The following is an 18297-nucleotide window of genomic DNA, read 5'->3' on the forward strand; positions in this document are numbered from 1 at the left end:
CCTGGATGCCGTTGATCGTCTTGCCCTTGGGGCCGATCAGCTCGCCGATCTTGTCGACCGGGATCTGCACGCTGATGACGCGCGGCGCGGTCGGCGCCATCTCGTCGGGCGCGTCGATCGCGGCGTTGAGCACGTTGAGGATCGTCAGACGCGCTTCCTTGGCCTGGGTGAGCGCGGCCGACAGCACCGACGACGGAATACCGTCGAGCTTGGTGTCGAGCTGGATCGCCGTGACGAACTCGCTCGTGCCGGCGACCTTGAAGTCCATGTCGCCGAGCGCGTCTTCGGCGCCGAGGATGTCGGTCAGCGCCGCGTAGCGGGTCTGACCGTCGACGGTGTCGGTGACCAGGCCCATCGCGATGCCGGCCACCGGCGCACGCAGCGGCACGCCCGCGTTGAGCAGCGACAGCGGCGACGCGCAGACCGAGCCCATCGAGGTGGAGCCGTTGGAGCCGAGCGCTTCGGAGACCTGGCGGATCGCGTACGGGAACTCGTCACGGCTGGGCAACACCGGCACGAGGGCGCGCTCGGCGAGGAAGCCGTGCCCGATCTCGCGTCGCTTCGGGCTCCCCACCCGGCCGGTCTCACCGGTCGAGTACGGCGGGAAGTTGTAGTGGTGCAAGTACCGCTTGCTGGTCACCGGGGACAGCGAGTCGATCTGCTGCTCCATCTTCAGCATGTTCAGCGTGGTCACGCCCATGATCTGGGTCTCACCGCGCTGGAAGATCGCCGAGCCGTGCACGCGCGGGATCACCTGGACCTCGGCATCCAGCGGGCGGATGTCGGCAAGGCCACGCCCGTCGATGCGCACACCCTCACTGAGGATGCGGCCGCGCACGATGAGCTTGGTGACCGCCTTGTATGCGCCGGAGAACTCCGCAAGGGCGGACTCGGGGAGCTCGCCCGCTTCGACGGCGGCGGACAGGGCGGCCGAGGCCGCTTCCTTCACGGTGTCGTCGGCGTTCTGACGCTCGGTCTTGTCGGCGATCTGGTACACGCCCACGAGCTCCTCGTAGGTGCGCCCGGCCACGAAGTCGTAGGTCTGCTGGCTATACGCCGGGAAGACCGGGTAGGGCTGGATCTCCTTGGCGGCGGTGTTCGCCAGCACGTTCTGAGCCGCGACGAGCTCCTTGATGAACGGTTTGGCCGCTTCCAGACCCTCGGCGACGACCTCTTCGCTCGGCTTGACGGCGCCGCCCTTGATGAGGTTCCAGCTGTTCTCGGTGGCTTCGGCCTCGACCATCATGATCGCGACCTCGCCGTCGTCGAGCACACGCCCGGCGACCATGAGGTCGAAGACGGCTTCTTCGACGACCTGCTGGTTCGGGAAGGCCACCCACTGGTCGGGGTGGTCGCCGTGACCGGGCACGAGGGCGAGGCGCACACCGGCGATGGGACCCGAGAAGGGCAGGCCGGAGATCTGGGTCGAGGCTGAGGCCGCGTTGATCGCGAGGGCGTCGTAGTACTCCCCCGGTGCGATCGAGAGCACGGTGATGACGATCTGCACCTCGTTGCGAAGGCCGTCGACGAACGACGGGCGCAGCGGTCGGTCGATGAGACGGCACACCAGAATCGCTTCCGTGGAGGGCCGTCCCTCGCGGCGGAAGAACGAGCCGGGGATCTTGCCGGCAGCGTACGAACGCTCTTCGACGTCGACGGTCAGCGGGAAGAAGTCGAAGCCTTCACGCGGTTTCTTGCCGGCGCTCGTGGCCGACAGGATCATCGTCTCCTCGTCGAGGTAGGCGGCGACCGATCCCTGCGCCTGCTGCGCAAGGCGCCCGGTCTCGAACCGGACGGTGCGGGTGCCGAAGCGGCCGTTGTCGAGCACGGCTTCGGCGGCGGTGATTTCAGGACCTTCCAAGAGGTCTCTCCTTCTTTGTTTAGGCTCGCAGGCGCGTTTCGCGTGCGAGATCGTGCGAAGGAGCAGCATCCGATGGTTCGGGCGCGCGGCCGTGCCGCAGGGCACGACCGCCGCTTGCGCTGGCCACCAGTCGAAGACCACCATCCGGCACGGATGGGAGTCCACCACAGGGGACCAGCTCGCCGCCGGTCTGCTCCCGGAGCCCAGTGTGACCTGAGCAGTCGCCTCGGAAGAGCCGAGACAACCTGCCCCAGCCTACCAGGGCACCCCGCGGATCATCCGGCGCGCCGGACGGCGCGCACAATGGAGACATGCCTCCTGCTGTCGCCGTGACGCCGATCCGCCCTTCCGACCGCACCCCGGCCCTGCCCCGGCCGGACCGCGGGACGACCGGGGCGGCGACGTGATGGCCTCCGCCACCGGGTACGTTGCGGGCTTCCTCGGCCCGGCGGTGCCGTTGCCCGGTCCGGCCGACACCCGGGAGGCGACCCGCCTGGACTACCCGCATTTCTCGGTGCTCGTCGACCACGCCCGGCGGCTCGCGATCACCACCGGGGTCAACGTCGACGGCGCCGGCCTCGTCGCGGTTCCGCGCAGCGGGCGGTGGCACCTCGATCCGCGGCTGGACCGACAGCTCCAGGCGGGGGCCGACGTCTACGCCGACAACGACCTCGACCGCGGGCACCTGGTGCGCCGCCGCGACCCGGGGTGGGGGGACGACGCCGTCGCCGCCACGGAGGCCACTTTCTCCTACCCGAACGCGGCGCCGCAGGCAGCCTCCTTCAACCAGTCGTCCGATCTGTGGCTGGGCGTGGAAGATCACGTGCTGGAGTACGCGGCGTCGCTCCGGCACCGCATCAGCGTCTTCACGGCGCCGGTGCTCGGCGCCGACGACCCGCCCTACCGCGGCATCCGGATCCCGCTGCGGTTCTGGAAGGCGGTCGCGTGGGCCGATGACGACGGCGCCCTGGCGGCGACGGGTTTCGTGCTCGACCAGTCCGAGGCGATCACCGACGTGGACGGGACAGCGACCGTGGCCCCGCTGGGCCGATTCCGCACGTTTCAAGTGCCGTTGTCGGACATCGCCGCGCTCACGGGTGTCGACCTCGGGCCGCTGGTGACCGCCGATGTCTACCCACCCGGTTCCGTGCCCGGTGCCGGTGCCGGTGCCGGCGAGCGGATGCCGGAGGCAGTGGGCGCCGCGGCCTGGACCGAGCTCCACTCCTCCGCCGACGTGCGGCTCAGCCGGCGACGTCGATGACCACGCGGCCGCGGATCTTGCCGTCGAGGATCTCCTGCGCCAGCTGCGGCAGCTTGTCGAACGGCTCGTCGTGGGCGACCGCGCGCTGCTCCTCGGGGGTGAAGAGCTCGTCGAGCCGGCTCCACGCCTCGGCGCGTTCCTCGGCCGGCGCGAACACGCTGTCCACGCCGTACAGCGTCACGTTGCGGATGATGAACGGCATGACCGACGATGGCAGATCCTGGCCGCCGGCCAGTCCGCACGCGGCCACCGAGCCCGCGTAGCTGATCTGCGAGAGTACCTTCGCCAGCGGCGATCCGCCGACGCAGTCCACCGCACCGGCCCAGCGCTCGTCGCCGAGTGGCGCCACCTCACCGGCGAGTTCGTCACGGTCATAGACGGTGTCGGCGCCCAGGTCGGCAAGGTACTCCTCCTTGCCGCTCGTCCCCGCCACCGCCTCGACCCGGTACCCCAGGCGTGACAGGATCGAGACCGCATAGCTGCCGACGCCGCCGCTGGCACCGGTGACCAGGACCGGGCCCGAGTCGGGGGTGATTCCGGCCTTCTGCAGCCGCATGACACAGAACATCGCTGTCAGTCCGCCAGTGCCGACCGCCATCGCGCCCCAGGTGCCCAGGCGCTTCGGCGCACGCACGACGAACTCGGGGTCGACCCGCTGATACTGCGAGTACCCGCCAGGCTTGGTCTGCGACAGGTTCGCACCGGTGAGCACGATCTGCTCCCCGGCCTGGAAGCCGCCGGCGGCGGTGACGACCTCACCCGCCAGATCGATGCCGCAGGTAAGCGGATAGGTCATCACGACACCGGGGTACCCGGTCATCGCCAGCCCGTCCTTGTAGTTCAGCGACGAGTACACCACCTTCACCAGCAGATCGCCGCCGGTGAGGTCGTCGACACCGAGCGTCACCCGTTCGGCGGGGGTGTCGGGGGCTTTCGCCTGGTAGGCGTGGAAGGAAGTTTCGTTCATCGGAGGTCTCCTCTCGCGGGGAGTGCGACGACCGGCGCACGCGCCCCCTCCCCCACGGTGCCGGAGATCGCGCGGGAGGGAAAGGGGGGTGACAGCACCCGTCCGCCGGGGACTCGAACGCCGCAGTCGGGCCTCACAATGGACGCATGACACTGCCCCGCATCGCCATGCCGATCCGGCTCTCCGACGGCACCGCCGACCGCCGCATCGATGTCGCCAACCGCATCTTCGACGACGTCGCCGCCCTCGTCGCGGCAGCCGGGGGCGAGGTGGTGCGGGTGGACGCCGTCGACCTCACCGGTATCGACGGCGTCGTGCTCCCCGGGGGTGGCGACGTCGATCCCGCCCGCTACGGCGGTGCGCGGATCGACGCACTCTATGATGTGAACCCCGCCCAGGACGACCTCGACTTCGGGTGGGCACGTGCCGCGCGGGACGTCGGCATCCCGATCCTGGGTGTGTGCCGCGGTCTGCAGGTGCTCAATGTGCTCTTCGGCGGGACCCTCGTCGAGGATCTGCCCGCGGGCACCGTCGAGCACAACGACCGCAGCGACGGCGACCGCATCGACTGGGCCTGGCATCCCGTCACGGTGACCGACGGATCCTTGCTGGCGCGACACCTCGGCGGTGCGCAGGTCACGGTCGCGTCCGGCCACCACCAGGGCATCGGCACGGTGGGGACGGGCCTGTCCGCGACGGCCGTGGCACCCGACGGTCTCGTCGAGGCCGTCGAGTCCGCCGCGGATGCCGTCGTGGCGGTGCAGTGGCACCCCGAAGCCGCCGGCACCGATCCGCACCTGGCGCTCGCCCCGTTCCTGACCCTGCGAGACCTGGTGGCAGCCCACGTCAGACGCTGACGGCCGCACGGCGGCGAACGCACGGCGCACCGAGCCGCCTCGGCTGTCGGGGGTTCCGCCCGGCGCGGTGCCCGAACGAGGCCCGAGGACGTCGCCGGTGGGTTACTCCCCCGCCAGGCCGCCTAGCAGGTGGTCGAAGCCCTTGCCCTGACCGAGGTAGGCGGCTGGGTCGAACGGGTCGGCGACGCCGGCCGGTTCGCGGCGGGCGATCGCGGCGGCCAGCTCGCGGGCCCCGCGCTCGATGCGCGCACTCAGCGGTGCCACGTCGTCGGCGCCCGCACCCCAGTCGCCGGACGCGGCGAACACCCCGGTCGAGACCGGTTCGGCGTGGAGATACGCGAACAGCGGGCGGATGGCGTAGTCGATCGCGAGCGAGTGGCGCGGCGTGCCGGCGTTCGCGCCCAGCAGCACCGGCGTTCCGGTCAGCGCGTCGGGGTCGAGCACGTCCACGAACGACTTGAACAGCCCGGAGTAGCTGGTCGAGAAGATCGGGGTCACCGCGATCAGCCCGTCCGCCGAGACGACCGTGTTGATCGCCGACTCCAGCGCAGGCGGCGCGAACCCGGTCAGGAGGTTGTTCGTGATGTCGTGCGCCAGGTCACGCAGCTCGATCGTGTCGACGGTCGCCTCCATGCCGCGCGAGGACAGATCGGCGACGACGGCGGATGCCAGCCGGTCGGCCAGCATCCGTGTCGACGACGGATTTGACAGCCCGGCCGAGACGACCGCGATCCGGCGAGCGCTCATCGTGCGCCTCCCGCGAGCCCGAATGCGGCGCCCGTCGGCTCGGGCACGTCCTGGTAGGGCGAGGGGCCGGACAGATTGTCACCGCGGTTCGCGCGGGGCCGGGCCTCGCGTGCCGGTCCGTCGCCGTAGGCGGCGTGCACCCGCGCAGCGTGTGTGGGTCCGTCCGGCACCTGCGCGGGCCGGTCGCTCGCGAACTCCCGTCGCAGGACCGGAACCACCTCACCGCCGAGCAGGTCGAGCTGCTCCAGTACGGTCTTCAGCGGCAGCCCGGCGTGATCGACGAGAAACAGCTGGCGCTGATAGTCGCCGTACAGCCCGCGCATGCCCGCGTATCGGTCGATCACCTGCTGCGGGGAACCGACGGTCAGCGGCGTCATCTCGGAGAAGTCCTCCAGTGACGGGCCATGGCCGTACACCGGGGCGTTGTCGAAGTAGGGACGGAACTGCGTCACGGCATCCTGCGAGTTGCGCGCGAGGAAGGCCTGTCCGCCGAGCCCGACGATCGCCGTCTCGGGTGCGCCATGCCCGTAGTGCTCCCACCGCTGCCGGTACAGCCCGATGAGGCGCTGGTAATGCTCGGCGGGCCAGAAGATGTTGTTCGCGAAGAAGCCGTCGCCGTAGTACGCGGCCTGCTCGGCGATCTCGGGGGTGCGGATCGAGCCGTGCCACACGAACGGCGCCACCCCGTCGAGGGGCCGCGGCGTCGATGTGAAGCCCTGCAGTGGCGTGCGGAACTTCCCTTCCCAGTCCACGACGTCCTCGCGCCACAGCTTGTTCAGCAGCGCGTAGTTCTCGATCGCCAGCGGCAGCCCCTGGCGGATGTCCTGCCCGAACCACGGGTACACCGGCCCGGTGTTGCCCCGGCCGAGCATGAGGTCGGTGCGTCCGCCGGCCAGGTGCTGCAGCGTCGCGTAGTCCTCGGCGATCTTCACCGGGTCGTTCGTTGTGATGAGCGTCGTCGAGGTCGACAGGATGATGCGCTCGGTCTGCGCCGCGATGAACGCCAGCGTGGTGGTCGGCGAACTGGAGAAGAACGGCGGATTGTGGTGCTCGCCGATGGCGAAGACGTCGAGGCCGACCTCTTCGGCGTGGCGGGCGATCGCCGTCACCGCCTGGATGCGCTCGGCCTCGCTCGGGGTGTGCCCGGTGGTCGGGTCGGTGGTGATGTCGCTGACCGACATGATGCCGATCTGCACGTTCGGCGCACCGCTGGTGTCGTCGCTCACAGTCTCTTCTGCTTCCTGGATGCTCGTGGCATCCGATCTATGCGATTGCATGTAATAGCTACAACACTTCCCGATCCAGCCTATTCCCGGGCACGACCGGTCGAGTAGGGTGGCCAGCGACGATGAGCACGACCGAACCGCCGCGCACCGCGCCGAAGCCGCGCGTCCCGTTCTGGGACAACGCGCGCTTCGCGTGCATCGTGCTGGTCGTGCTGGGGCACGCCGTCCAGCGGATGACCTACGACTCCGACGCCGCGCTCGCGCTGTACCTGCTCATCTACGCCTTCCACATGCCCGCGTTCGCCGTGCTGTCGGGGTACTTCTCGAAGGCGGAACCGCCCACCGCCCGCACGATGGGGCGACTGATAACCGACATCGTCGCCCCGTACCTGATCTTCGAGGTGCTGTGGACCGTCGTGGTCATGGTGATCGAAGGCCGCGGCAACTGGGACCTCGCCCGGCCGTCCTGGACGCTGTGGTTCCTGCTGGCGCTCGCGCTGTTCCGCCTCCTCCTGCCGTACCTGGCACTGCTGCGCTGGCCGTTGCTGTGGACGGTCGCGATCTCCCTCGGAGCCGGCTACGTCGGCAGCATCGACACCACGCTGTCGCTGTCGCGCGCGCTGGGCCTGCTGCCGTTCTTCCTGCTGGGTTGGTGGCTGCGGCAGCACCGCATCATGGACCGTTTCGGCCTGCTGCGCCCGCCGCGGTGGTGGGTGCGGGTCGCCGCGCTCGCGGTGCTCGTGACCGCCGGACTCGCGTGCTGGGCGTTCGCCGGAACCTGGCGTTCGCTGCCGCTCACCACCTGGATGTTCTACCGCGACACCTATGCCGACCTGGGCGCGGATCAGTGGTGGGCGTCCGGCATCCGGCTGGTGCTCATGGTGGTCGCGCTGATCCTGATCGCGGCGTTCCTCACCCTGGTGCCCCGACGCCAGCTGTGGTGGACGGATCTCGGGCAGTACACCCTGTACGTGTACCTCCTGCACTCGTTCGTGCTCTACCCGTTGCGCGAGTCGGGGGTGCTGCGCGGGCTCGACCCGGCGTGGCTGTGGCTCGTCGTCGTCGTGGCGGCATCCGTCCTCATCGCGATGGCACTATCGTCGGCTCCGGTGCGGGCCGTGTTCCGTCCGCTGATCGAACCGCGCCTGTCGTGGCTGTTCGCCGACCCGACCGTCGCCGGCGGACGCCCCCGCGCGGCGGCGGTCAGCGCCGCTCAGAAGCCGCAGCGGTGAGCGGCAGCGCGCGGATCGACATCACCAGCAGCGCCACGAGCAGTCCGAGCAGCGCGACGTCGGTCCCGATGTACACGTAGTGGAGGATCGAGTCGCCCGGGTCTCCGCCGGCGATGATGACGTCACTGCGGGCGCTCAGCGCGGGGCGGATGCCGATGGTCTGCACGAGCAGTACGATCCAGAGCACCCCGATCAGCACGGCCGGACCCCGCCCCACGCGCGGCGCCCGGAACGCCAGGGCGGTGAGAGTCAGCAGCAGCAGCCAGCCGCAGATCGACATCGCCCAGAACACGAGGCGGCCGATCCCCAGGCCCAGCGGAATCGTGATGCCCGGCGCCTGGAATTTCAGCGTCGGCTCGATGAACGACAACCCGAGGAGCAGACCGATCCACACGCTCGGCAGGACGATCCGCAGAGAAAAGGTGGTGCGCACCCTCCCACGGTAACGAACTGCAATGTGTGTGCACCGGGGTGCGGGCCGTGCCTATTCTCGGGCCATGACGGAGATGAACCTGCCTGTGCTGGACCTGTCCCTGCTGGACGAGGGTGCCGACGCCGCGCAGTGTTTCCGTGACCAGCTGCGCCGCGCGACCCACGACGTCGGGTTCTTCTACCTCGTCGGCACCGGCGTGACGCCCGAGCTCGAAGACCGGCTTCACCGCGCCGCGAGGGCGTTCTTCGCCCTGCCCGAAGCCGACAAACTCGAGATCGAGAACGTGCACAGCCCGCAGTTCCGCGGCTACACGCGCGTGGGTGGCGAACTCACCCAGGGCGTCGTCGACTGGCGCGAACAGATCGACATCGGACCGGAGCGGGAACAGGTGACCGACCCGGATGCCCCCGACTATGCGGCCCTGATCGGTCCCAACCTATGGCCGTCCGCATTGCCGGAGCTCCGCACGGTCGCCGAGGAATGGGTGGAGCACCTCTCCGGGGTCTCCCGCACGTTGCTGCGCGCCTGGGCCGAAGCGCTGGGTGCCCCGGCCTCCTACTTCGACGACCACTTCGGCGACCCCGCGACGCTGCTGAAGATCGTGCGGTACCCGGGCAAGGAGAACCCCACGCCGCAGCAGGGCGTCGGAGCGCACAAGGACTCCGGCGTGCTCACGCTGCTGTGGATCGAGCCGGGCAAGGGCGGCCTGCAGGTGGAACGCGACGGGCACTGGGTCGACGCACCCCCGGTACCGGGCGCGTTCGTGGTCAACATCGGCGAGGTGCTCGAATACGCCACCGGCGGCTACCTGACTGCGACGAACCACCGCGTGATCTCGCCCCGCTACCCTGACGACCGCATCTCGGTGCCGTTCTTCTTCAACCCGTCGCTGGACTCCGTGTTCCCGCTGATCGACCTGCCCGCCGAACTCGCCGCGCAGTCCCGCGGAGTCACCGACGATCCCGACAACCCGATCCACCACCGGCACGGGGATAACACCCTCAAGTACCGCCTCCGCGCCCACCCCGACGTCGCCGAGATCTGGCATCCCGAGCTGGTCGCCGCGCGGCGGTGACCCGCGGTCGGGCGTACTGACGGACAGCAGACCCTTCGGTCGACGACGTGGCTTTGTCCGCCCGACCGTCAGCGACCCCGCGGAAGCGGTCGAAGGGCGGGAGCGCGGGATCATCGGCGGGTGCATCGCCGCCCCGAGCGATGGTGTGGGCCGCTGACCGCAGCGCCGCGACCGGTTCCGCGGGTACGACACGATGTCTGATCGGCAGCGGCCAACTCCCGCCACGATGACCTGGAGTCAGGGGCTCCCGCGCGCCTACTCTCGCGATACGACACACGGTCCGCCCACGCCCGGAGGAGGGCTACATGCGAAACATCGTGATCGTCGGCGGGTCGGTGGCAGCCGTCGCCGCAGCCGACGCGCTCCGCCAGCTCGGTCACGACGGGGCCATCACCGTCCTCAGCGACGAAACGCACGCCCCTTACGTACGTCCGCCGCTTTCGAAGGCGATCCTGAAGGGGAGCGAGACACCCGACAGCGCCGCGATCGGGATCGACGACGGCATCGACCTCCGCCTCGACGCGAAGGCCACCGGAATCGACCTCTCGCGGAACCGGGTGATCGTCGACGGCGGCGAAGAGGTGGCCTTCGACGGGCTCGTGATCGCGTCCGGCGCGCGCGCACGCCGCGTTCTGTCCGACCACACCGAATCGGTGCTGCGTGATCTCGGTGACGCCATCGAGCTGAGGAGTCGACTCGAGTCGGCGCGGTCGATGCTCGTCGTCGGTGGCGGATTCCTCGGCATGGAGATCGCCTCCACCGCGCGTTCCCTCGGCCTCGACGTGACCGTCATCGACATGGTCTCGCATTTGGAGCGCCAGTTCGGCCCCTACCTTGCCGAGCGCATGACCACGGCCGCGACCGCCCACGGTGTGCGCCTGGTCGTCGACCCCGGCGGGGTCGACTTCCTCGATACCCGGCCGCTGACCGGTGTCCGCGCGTCCGACGGCACCGTGTACGAGGCGGATCTCGTCGTCAGTGCGGTCGGCGACGTGCCGAATGTGGAGTGGCTCGAACTGACAGGGCTGGCCACCGCGGCGGGTGTGCCCACCGACAGCCGCTGCCGTGTCACCGAGCGGATCGTCGCGGCCGGCGACGTGGCGATCGTGCAGAACGACAGGTCGGGCGCGCGACGCACCCCCCATTGGGGCGCTGCGATCGACCAGGCGCGCGTCGCGGCTTCAGCGCTGCTGCAGGGCGATGCCGCCGAGCCGTACCGTGCACGCCCCTACTTCTGGACCGAACAGTGGGGTCTGGACATGAAGATCTGCGGCACGATCGGCGCCGGGGACGCCGAGTGCATCGAGGGCTCCTGGGAGGAGGGCTCGGCTGTCATCCGCTTTCGCGATGCCCACGGGCCGGTCGCCGCCGTCACCGTCAACCGTCGCATGCCGATCCCCGCCCTGCGCAAGCTTGCCACGGCAGAACGCTGAGGTCAGGGTGCCCACACGTCCGTGCGGTGCCTGACTCGCTCGCGGCACAACGATGCGACGGCATCGGGCTGCTCGTCGGGCCGGAGGCCCCCGAGGCGGCCAGCACGAGGATGCTGGCGGGCTGACACGGCGCGATCAGACACCGTGTCCGAGTCGCCTCGAAGTCCGGCGCGACCGTGTCACAGGCGCCTCGCGGACGCGGGAGAATCAATCGCATGGGAATGAACCTCGATGGCGCGGTGCAAGCATTCGCAGATCTGTTGGGACAACCGGTGGTGGTCTTCGACAGCGATCTCGGCGTCGCCGCCTACAGCGTCCACGAGGGCCGGATCGATCGTGCCCGGCGGGACCTGATCCTCAGCCACCGCGCGTCGACCCGAGCGACCGAGATGATCCGCGATCACCGTGTGGACCGCGCGGCGGGCGCCGTGCTCCTCCCGGTGTCCGCGAACATGCCCTCTCGCGTCGTGGCGGCGTTGCGCTACCGCGATCGACTCACCGGATACGTCTCCTACGTGCCGGGCGACGATGACGACCCCGAAGTGCGCGACGCCCCTGACATCACGCTCGCCCGTCAAGAGCTGGGGGCGCTGCTGGCCGCGCGCGAAGCAGAGCGCCGGGACGGCGCCGACCACATGCAGCAGCTGTTGACCCAGTTGCTCGACGGGCCGCACGAGCAACGAGAGAACGCGGCAACGGAACTCGTGCGCGAGGGCCTGATATCCTCCGCCGCGCGGTACTCCGCGATGGTGTTCCGGGTCGCCGGGGACGCCGACCACGCTACCGCGGGGGCGCGCTTGCTTATCGACCGCGGCTTCAGGGAGATCGGGCGCATCAGCTCTCTGAAGGCGGCGGGCACGGTGCTCGGCAGCGAAGGCGTACTCATCATCCCCCGCGAGATCAACCCTGCACGGCTACGCGCGCTGGTCAGCGACCCGCTCCACGGACATGCGCGCGGCGGCGGCGGCGCAGCACGCGAGCGGCTCGCGGACGTACGTGAATCCCGCCGCGAGGCACGCATCGCCGCACGAGCGACGCTGCGCGACCCCGACCGCTACGGGGTCTCGGCGGTGTGGTCGGAGCTGGGGCTGGATCGCCTCCTGCTGCAGCTCCCGCTCGAGCGTCTCACAACGGAGGACCTGCCCGAGTCCGTGACCGCGCTTATCACCGCAACCGCCGGGCCCGACCTCGCCGAGACGCTGGAGGCGTACCTCGACAGCGGCGCGGACGCGCAGCAGACAGCGCAGAACCTACACATCCACCGCAGCACGCTCTACTACCGACTCGACCGCATCCGCGCAATCGTGGATGCCGACCTCGGAGACGGCCAGGTGCGGCGCGAGCTGCACACCTCGTTGCGTATCGCCGCGCTCGCCGGGCTGCGCTGACAGGCCGCCTCCGCCCGTCACATCGCCTATGCGTCGAGGGTGACGGTCGTGGGCACTGAGGCGTAGCCGCGGATGCGGTTGTTGAGGCGGCGCTCCACACATCCGACCTCGAAGGCAGCGACCCGATCGGCCAACGCGGAGATCACCGCGGCCCCCTCCAGCCGCGCCAGCCCCTGGCCCGCGCACCCGTGCACGCCGACACCGAATCCGAGGTGGTCCATCGAGACGCGCCGGATGTCGAACCGGTCGGCGTCGGGACCCCACTTCCGCTCATCGCGGTTCGCTGAGCCGTACAGCATGAGGACGCGTTCGCCGGCCGGGATCGTGACGTCGGGAAAGTCCACATCGCGCGTGGTCACGCGGCTGAACCACTGCAACGGTGACTCCAAGCGCACGATCTCGTTGAAGGCGGACGAGATCAGGGTGCGCTCCTGGCGCAGCGCGTTCCATTGCTCGGGGTTGTCGGCGAAGTAGCAGACGGCGGCGCTGATCGCGTTGATCGTCGTGTCCAGTCCCGCCGTCACGTAGGCGCTGAGGAGGGGCACAACGGAGTCCGGTTCGATCACCCCGCGATCGGCGGCATCGAAGATCACCCGACCGAAACTCCCCTCCGCGAGGTCGTCTTTGTGCATGCGGGCGAGGTAGGCGAACTGATCCTCCAGCAGCGGCAGCGATTCTCGAGTGCGCGGCACATCGGGGCCGCCCGCGTTGAAGGCGGCCTCGGCCCACGCCAGTGCGCGGTCGGCCATCGCCACCGGCAATCCGACCAGGCCGAGCACCACCTGCACCGGGAACGCACGCGCCAGATCGTCGACGGCATCGAAGCTGCCGCGATCGAGCACGCCGTTCACGAGCGTCTTCGCACGCGCATGGATGTCAGCTGTCAACCCACGCAGCGCGCGCGGCCCGAGCTTGTCGGTGAGGACGCCGCGGAGCACGTCATGGTAGGGCGGATCGGTCGCGACAATGAGGCCCCGCGTCGTCGCGCGAGAGACGGAGTTCAGCGCCACGCCCTGCGCCGACGAGAAGGCCTGCCAGTCTTCGAGGGCGCCTCGCACATCGTCGTAGCGCCCGAGCGCCCACACGCCGTACGCGTCCAGCCGGACGGCGTGTCCGGCATCGCGAATCCGGCGGTAGAGGGGGAACGGGTCGGCAAGCGCCTGATCCGTGAACAGGTCGATCTCTTCATCGAGAACGCCGGACTCCGTCATCGTCATCTCCTCCATCGGGGTGCCCCCACGCCGACACGCAACGATGCTACGCGCGGGCGCCGCGGGGCGCTCGGTCGCGATGTCTGAGCGGCGGACTGCCGGTATGGACACCGCGTCGGAACTTGCCGACGGGCCGACGAAGAGACCACTGCCGCGACCTACTCTGGTCGCAACGTGCGGCACGACGAGGTGCCACACGGCCGACGAAAGGAACGACGATGGCGTACGGCACCATCGAGATCGACCAGGCGCGGTGCGAAGGCTACGGGTTCTGTGCGGAGTCGGCACCAACGTTGTTGGAGCTGGACGACGACGGCATCCTGCACACCCTCCGGGATGCTGACGGGGATGCGGCGGTCGCTCGCGCGCAGGCTGCCGTCCGCGTCTGCCCGGTCGCAGCACTGAAGCTTCGGCTCGATGAGGACTGAGGCGACCAGGGAGGTCCGCACCCAGGTGGCCGTCGTCGGAGGCGGCCCGGTCGGTGCGGCAGTGGCGATCACGCTCGCCGAGGCCGGCATCGAGACACTCGTGCTCGAACGCCGTGTGGAGCCGCAACGTGTTCCCAAGGGTCAGAATCTCACCCAGCGTTCGGCCGAGCACTTCCGTGCCTGGGGCGCGGTCGACGAACTCTTCGCCGCGCGCACCATGTTCGACGACCAGCCCTCGTCCGGGATGACGGCATACCGCCGCCTCGACGGTCGCTACGCCTACCCCTGGATGCGCCGCGGCAGCGTGGCCGCGTATTATTCGGCAGCGAATCTCCGGCTTCCCCAGTACCGCACGGAGCGCGTCCTGCGCGATAGGCTCGGCGCGTGCGAGCGGGGGCGCATGGCCACCGACTGGACGGTGGAATCGGTCACCCCGCACGACACGCACGCCGCCGTCGTCGCGATCAACGGCGACGGGACGTCACGAATGCGCGTCGTGGCCGACTACGTGGTGGGAGCCGACGGCAGCGGTTCCCGCGTGCGGGAGCAGTCTTCGATCACACAGACTCGTGCCGACCACGACCGGCTCATGGTGCTGCTCGTGTTCCGGTCGGCCGAGCTGGACCGCATCATGTCGGACTATCCGGATGTCGCGTTCTTCAACGTCATGAATCCCGATCTGGACGGGTACTGGCAGTTCTTCGGCCGCGTCGACGCGCGAGAGACCTGGTTCTTCCACAGCCCGGTGGCTGCGGGCACGACGGCGGACTCAATCGATGTGGCCGCCGTCCTGGCACAGGCCATCGGGCACCCGATCGCGTTCGAGGTCGACAATCTGGGGTTCTGGGACCTGCGCTTCACCCTCGCCGACACCTACCGCGACGGCCGCATCTTCCTCGCCGGCGACGCCGCGCACAGTCACCCGCCGTACGGCGGGTACGGCATCAACTCTGGCTTCGAGGACGCACGCAACCTGGGATGGAAGCTCGCCGCGACGCTGCAGGGCTGGGCCGGTCCGGGGTTGCTGGATTCGTACGACGCGGAGCGACGGCCAGTGTTCGCCTCGACACGTGACGACTTCATCGAACGGTCCATTCTGAACGACCGTGCGTTCTTCGTCGCGCACGACCCGGAACGGGACGAGGGCGGATTCGACGCTGCCTGGGCACGGCGGCGAGCCGACGCCGTCGACGAGGTGGACCTGTTCGAGCCGCATTACTCGGGTTCTCCGGTCATTGACGCTCCCGGAGCGCCTTCCGCCGTCGGCTCCCACCGTCGCGCGGCGCGCGCCGGTCACCATCTGGCCCCTGGCCGGACCGCGTCCGGCGGCGACGTGTTCGACGCGCTCGGACGCCCGGGGTTCACCCTCCTGCACGCATCCGGCGCCGCCGCAGACAGGTTCGTCGATGCCGCACGCGACCGGGGCATCCCCCTCGCACTCGTCTCGATCGGCGCCGAGTCGGCGGCCGGCTACGGTTGCGACCTGGTGCTGGTGCGTCCCGATGAGTTCGTGGCGTGGACCGGTGCGGACGACCGGGACGCAGCACGTGCGCTCGACCGGGCGTGCGGTTGGTGAGACCGTCGCGGGATTCAGCGGATGCGGAGGACCACCTTGAGCGATTCTCCGGTGTCCATTGCCTCGTAGCCGTCCTTGATTGCGTCGAACGGGAGCATCCGATCGATCAGTACCGACACATCCAACCGCCCGGCGCGGGTCTCGGCGACGAAGCGTTCGAGGTAATGGCGCGCGGGTGCGGTGCCGCCCGCCAGGTGAACCGCCTTACTGAACAGGCGCATCGGCGCGATGGCGTCCACGCCGTGCGGAACGCCGACGAAGCCGACGCTGCCGCCCACACGGACGACATCGAGCGCGGTGTCGAACGCCGCCTGCATACCTACCGCTTCGATGACCCGGTCCACTATCAGGTCACCGAACGCTTCGGCGAGTCGCTCAGCGCCGACGTCGGTGGGAAAGACGCGGAGCGTCTCGATTCCCCGGGCGGCCGCGACCCGCAGACGCTGAGGGTTTCCACCCATCAGCACGACACGTCCGGCACCGAGCATTCCGGCGGCGATCGCCGCCGACAGCCCGACGGCACCGTCGCCGACGACGACGACGACGTCTCCCGGGCCGACCCCGGCCAGCACCGCCCCGTGGTACCCGGTGGCGAACACGTCGGCCAACGGCAGCAACCGCATCGCCAGTGCGTCATCGATCTCTGCGTCCGCCCATGGCAGCGCGACGAGCGTCGTGTCGGCAAACGGCACCCGGATTCGTTCGGTCTGGGCGCCGACGCCGTCCCTCCCCCACAGCCCCCCACGAGCACACTGCGACTGCAGGCCGCGCCGGCACTCGGGGCAGATGCCGTCGGAGTACATGAACGGCGCGATCACGGCGTCACCGACCTGGAAACCGCTGACCGTCTCCCCCACCTCACTGACCACACCGAGGAATTCGTGACCGGTGCTTCCTGGCTCGTGCCGCGGGAGGAGCCCCCGATACGGCCACAGGTCGGATCCGCAGATCGCGGCGTAGCGGACGTCGACGATGACGTCGTCGGGATTCACCAGAACAGGATCGTCGACCTCACGAATGCCGATGTCGGCGGGCCCGGCAGACCAGCTGCTGCGCATCATCGCCCGGCGGATGCCGGCGTCACGGTGGCCGGCAACGCGGCGAGCCCGCGAATGAGCTGATTGAGCCGGCGCACCGGAGCGCCGATCTGAAAACGCTCGACGCGTTCGGCGAGCGCCGAGAGCATGGCCTGCGCTTCGAGCCGCGCGAGCCCCTGCCCGGCGCAGCCGTGCGTGCCGTAGCTGAACGCGAGGTGCTCGCCGGCGTCGGCGCGCGTCACGTCGAAGGCGGTCGGGTTGCCCCACTTGCGTTCATCGCGGTTGGCCGACGGGTAGAACACCACCAGACGCGCGCCCGCGCGCACCGTGTCGTCACCGACCCCGGCGTCCTTCGTGGCGACCCTGCAGAAGTACTGCAGCGGAGAATCGTATCGGAGCACCTCGTTGACCGCGTTGGGGATGAGGGATCGGTCGGCGCGGATGAGGTCCCACTGCTCGGGGTTCTCGGCGAAGAGCTGAATCGCATTCGAGATGGCGTTGATGGTGGTATCCACGCCCGCGGTGACGTACGCGGACATCAGCGGAACGCAGGACTCCGGCCGGATCCTTCCGGCGTCGGCGGCGTCGTAGATCGCCCGCCCCATGCTGCCTTCGACCAGGTCGTCCTTGCGGATGCCGGAGAGGTAGGCGAGTTGGTCCTGCAGCAGGGGGAAGGCCTCCATCGTGCGTTCGCTCATCGGCGCGGCGGCCGAGAAAGCCGCATCGGCCCAGCGCAGAACCTCATCGCGCCCCTCGGCGGGAAGCCCGACGAGGTCGAGCACGACCTTGATCGGGAACGACTGTGCGAGATCAGTGACCGCATCGAACGTCGTCGAGCGCTCGAGCAGCTCGTCGACCAGTTCCTGCGCCTGCGCTCGGACGTCATCGGCCACCGTGCGCAGCGCCCGCGGCGAGAGCTTGTCGGCGAGGACTTCGCGTAACGCGGTGTGCTCGGGCGGATCGGTGGCGATGATCATGCCGGCGGTCGCCTGGTTGGTCAGATCGTTCAGGGCGATCCCGCTGGCCGAGCTGAACGTCTGCCAGTCCGCGAGCACCTGCCGGACGCCGTCATACCGCCCGATGGCGTACGCGTCATGACGACTCAGATAGACCGCGTCGCCCGTCGCGCGAACGCGGTCGTAGATCGGGTGCGGATCGGTGAGGTAATCGTCACCGGTGAGGTCGACGTCGTCGAGTGTGGGTGTGCTCATTTCGGGCGCTCCTTTGCGCGAGTCGGGTGTGGGGTTACGTATGCGGGATGCTGCGGGCGGTCACCCACTGAGTGGCGGTGAACTCTTCGACGTTCCATCTACCGCCGTAGCGCCCGCCGTTGCCGGACGCACCCATGCCGCCCATTGGTACGTGCGGCGCATCATTGATCGTCATGCCGTTGACGTGCACCATCCCGGCTCGGATACGCCGGGCCATAGCGAGTCCCCGCATCCCGTCGGCGGTGTGGATGGCAGCGGACAACCCGTACTCGGTCCGGTTCGCCAGCGCGACGGCTTCCGCGTCGTCGGCGAAGCGGGTGATCGGGAGCACCGGCCCGAACAGTTCCATCTCGA

17 protein-coding genes are annotated in these 18297 nt (G+C 69.6%); 8 read left to right on the top strand and 9 right to left on the bottom strand.

Annotated features, from left to right (window positions below):
- The coding region (locus tag ACK5KK_RS03565; RefSeq protein ID WP_416888714.1) for a polyribonucleotide nucleotidyltransferase at positions 1–1861 on the bottom strand (1861 nt) is incomplete at its 3' end.
- Between the two features lie 406 nt (positions 1862–2267).
- Between ACK5KK_RS03565 and ACK5KK_RS03570 the strand changes: the two genes are divergently transcribed.
- Positions 2268–3122: a DNA/RNA non-specific endonuclease gene (locus ACK5KK_RS03570; RefSeq protein ID WP_416888729.1), complete on the top strand. Its 855-nt coding sequence runs from the start codon at positions 2268–2270 to the stop codon at positions 3120–3122.
- On the opposite strand, the gene ACK5KK_RS03575 is transcribed toward ACK5KK_RS03570, so the two are convergent.
- Complete coding sequence (locus ACK5KK_RS03575; RefSeq protein WP_416888715.1) at positions 3103–4089, bottom strand: MDR family oxidoreductase; 987 nt, start codon at positions 4087–4089, stop codon at positions 3103–3105. The genes ACK5KK_RS03570 and ACK5KK_RS03575 overlap by 20 nt on opposite strands.
- Positions 4090–4235: 146 nt before the next feature.
- On the opposite strand from ACK5KK_RS03575, the gene ACK5KK_RS03580 reads away from it, so the two are divergent.
- Positions 4236–4946: a gamma-glutamyl-gamma-aminobutyrate hydrolase family protein gene (locus ACK5KK_RS03580; RefSeq protein ID WP_416888716.1), complete on the top strand. Its 711-nt coding sequence runs from the start codon at positions 4236–4238 to the stop codon at positions 4944–4946.
- Positions 4947–5048: 102 nt separating this feature from the next.
- Here the strand turns inward: ACK5KK_RS03580 and ACK5KK_RS03585 are convergent, their stop codons facing one another.
- Together ACK5KK_RS03585 and ACK5KK_RS03590 are read right to left on the bottom strand one after the other, a co-directional pair.
- Positions 5049–5693: an FMN reductase gene (locus ACK5KK_RS03585; RefSeq protein WP_416888717.1), complete on the bottom strand. Its 645-nt coding sequence runs from the start codon at positions 5691–5693 to the stop codon at positions 5049–5051.
- Positions 5690–6874 (bottom strand): LLM class flavin-dependent oxidoreductase, encoded by a 1185-nt coding sequence (locus tag ACK5KK_RS03590; RefSeq protein WP_416888730.1) that lies wholly within the window; start codon positions 6872–6874, stop codon positions 5690–5692. The genes ACK5KK_RS03585 and ACK5KK_RS03590 overlap by 4 nt, the downstream gene beginning before the upstream one ends.
- A 167-nt stretch (positions 6875–7041) precedes the next feature.
- Here ACK5KK_RS03590 and ACK5KK_RS03595 point away from each other — a divergent pair, with 167 nt between their 5' ends.
- On the top strand, positions 7042–8151 hold the full coding sequence (locus ACK5KK_RS03595; RefSeq protein WP_416888718.1) for an acyltransferase family protein: 1110 nt from the start codon (positions 7042–7044) through the stop codon (positions 8149–8151).
- Here the strand turns inward: ACK5KK_RS03595 and ACK5KK_RS03600 are convergent.
- Entirely contained in the window at positions 8123–8584 is a 462-nt protein-coding gene (locus ACK5KK_RS03600) for a hypothetical protein (protein ID WP_416888719.1), read from the bottom strand. The two genes, ACK5KK_RS03595 and ACK5KK_RS03600, sit on opposite strands and share 29 nt — an antisense overlap.
- Positions 8585–8648: 64 nt before the next feature.
- Here ACK5KK_RS03600 and ACK5KK_RS03605 point away from each other — a divergent pair, with 64 nt between their 5' ends.
- The 3 genes from ACK5KK_RS03605 to ACK5KK_RS03615 all read left to right on the top strand — a co-directional run bounded on the left by ACK5KK_RS03605 (position 8649) and on the right by ACK5KK_RS03615 (position 12480).
- Positions 8649–9659 (top strand): isopenicillin N synthase family dioxygenase, encoded by a 1011-nt coding sequence (locus tag ACK5KK_RS03605; protein ID WP_416888720.1) that lies wholly within the window; start codon positions 8649–8651, stop codon positions 9657–9659.
- 305 nt (positions 9660–9964) lie between these two features.
- Positions 9965–11092, top strand: coding sequence for an NAD(P)/FAD-dependent oxidoreductase (locus ACK5KK_RS03610; protein WP_416888721.1), 1128 nt, complete (start codon positions 9965–9967; stop codon positions 11090–11092).
- A gap of 215 nt (positions 11093–11307) precedes the next feature.
- The gene (locus ACK5KK_RS03615) at positions 11308–12480 is read left to right on the top strand and encodes a helix-turn-helix domain-containing protein (protein ID WP_416888722.1); all 1173 of its coding nucleotides are present in this window, start codon (positions 11308–11310) and stop codon (positions 12478–12480) included.
- Positions 12481–12506: 26 nt separating this feature from the next.
- Here the strand turns inward: ACK5KK_RS03615 and ACK5KK_RS03620 are convergent, their stop codons facing one another.
- Positions 12507–13691, bottom strand: a complete 1185-nt coding sequence (locus ACK5KK_RS03620) for a cytochrome P450 (RefSeq protein ID WP_416888723.1) — start codon at positions 13689–13691, stop codon at positions 12507–12509.
- A 218-nt stretch (positions 13692–13909) separates the two neighbouring features.
- Between ACK5KK_RS03620 and ACK5KK_RS03625 the strand changes: the two genes are divergently transcribed.
- A complete protein-coding gene (locus ACK5KK_RS03625; RefSeq protein ID WP_416888724.1) occupies positions 13910–14119 on the top strand; it encodes a ferredoxin in 210 nt (69 codons plus the stop codon).
- Positions 14109–15695: an FAD-dependent oxidoreductase gene (locus ACK5KK_RS03630; protein ID WP_416888725.1), complete on the top strand. Its 1587-nt coding sequence runs from the start codon at positions 14109–14111 to the stop codon at positions 15693–15695. The genes ACK5KK_RS03625 and ACK5KK_RS03630 overlap by 11 nt, the downstream gene beginning before the upstream one ends.
- A 14-nt stretch (positions 15696–15709) precedes the next feature.
- Here ACK5KK_RS03630 and ACK5KK_RS03635 read toward each other — a convergent pair whose 3' ends face one another.
- The 3 genes from ACK5KK_RS03635 to ACK5KK_RS03645 all read right to left on the bottom strand — a co-directional run.
- Complete coding sequence (locus ACK5KK_RS03635) at positions 15710–16756, bottom strand: alcohol dehydrogenase catalytic domain-containing protein (RefSeq protein WP_416888726.1); 1047 nt, start codon at positions 16754–16756, stop codon at positions 15710–15712.
- Complete coding sequence (locus ACK5KK_RS03640) at positions 16753–17943, bottom strand: cytochrome P450 (protein ID WP_416888727.1); 1191 nt, start codon at positions 17941–17943, stop codon at positions 16753–16755. The genes ACK5KK_RS03635 and ACK5KK_RS03640 overlap by 4 nt, the downstream gene beginning before the upstream one ends.
- 34 nt (positions 17944–17977) lie before the next feature.
- A partial coding sequence (locus ACK5KK_RS03645) for an aldehyde dehydrogenase family protein (RefSeq protein ID WP_416888728.1) occupies positions 17978–18297 on the bottom strand: 320 nt, incomplete at its 5' end.

Origin of the sequence: Microbacterium sp. (assembly GCF_047972865.1) — a bacterium.
Lineage (GTDB): Bacteria > Actinomycetota > Actinomycetes > Actinomycetales > Microbacteriaceae > Microbacterium.

Bases quoted from the DNA above. Each gene is read 5' to 3' on its own strand.
- ACK5KK_RS03640 (WP_416888727.1), bottom strand. From the start codon at position 17,943: ATGAGCACACCCACACTCGACGACGTCGACCTCACCGGTGACGATTAC.
- ACK5KK_RS03590 (WP_416888730.1), bottom strand. From the start codon at position 6,874: ATGTCGGTCAGCGACATCACCACCGACCCGACCACCGGGCACACCCCG.
- ACK5KK_RS03585 (WP_416888717.1), bottom strand. From the start codon at position 5,693: ATGAGCGCTCGCCGGATCGCGGTCGTCTCGGCCGGGCTGTCAAATCCG.
- ACK5KK_RS03630 (WP_416888725.1), top strand. From the start codon at position 14,109: ATGAGGACTGAGGCGACCAGGGAGGTCCGCACCCAGGTGGCCGTCGTC.
- ACK5KK_RS03605 (WP_416888720.1), top strand. From the start codon at position 8,649: ATGACGGAGATGAACCTGCCTGTGCTGGACCTGTCCCTGCTGGACGAG.
- ACK5KK_RS03570 (WP_416888729.1), top strand. From the start codon at position 2,268: ATGGCCTCCGCCACCGGGTACGTTGCGGGCTTCCTCGGCCCGGCGGTG.
- ACK5KK_RS03610 (WP_416888721.1), top strand. From the start codon at position 9,965: ATGCGAAACATCGTGATCGTCGGCGGGTCGGTGGCAGCCGTCGCCGCA.
- ACK5KK_RS03575 (WP_416888715.1), bottom strand. From the start codon at position 4,089: ATGAACGAAACTTCCTTCCACGCCTACCAGGCGAAAGCCCCCGACACC.
- ACK5KK_RS03595 (WP_416888718.1), top strand. From the start codon at position 7,042: ATGAGCACGACCGAACCGCCGCGCACCGCGCCGAAGCCGCGCGTCCCG.
- ACK5KK_RS03580 (WP_416888716.1), top strand. From the start codon at position 4,236: ATGACACTGCCCCGCATCGCCATGCCGATCCGGCTCTCCGACGGCACC.
- ACK5KK_RS03625 (WP_416888724.1), top strand. From the start codon at position 13,910: ATGGCGTACGGCACCATCGAGATCGACCAGGCGCGGTGCGAAGGCTAC.
- ACK5KK_RS03620 (WP_416888723.1), bottom strand. From the start codon at position 13,691: ATGACGGAGTCCGGCGTTCTCGATGAAGAGATCGACCTGTTCACGGAT.
- ACK5KK_RS03635 (WP_416888726.1), bottom strand. From the start codon at position 16,756: ATGATGCGCAGCAGCTGGTCTGCCGGGCCCGCCGACATCGGCATTCGT.
- ACK5KK_RS03615 (WP_416888722.1), top strand. From the start codon at position 11,308: ATGGGAATGAACCTCGATGGCGCGGTGCAAGCATTCGCAGATCTGTTG.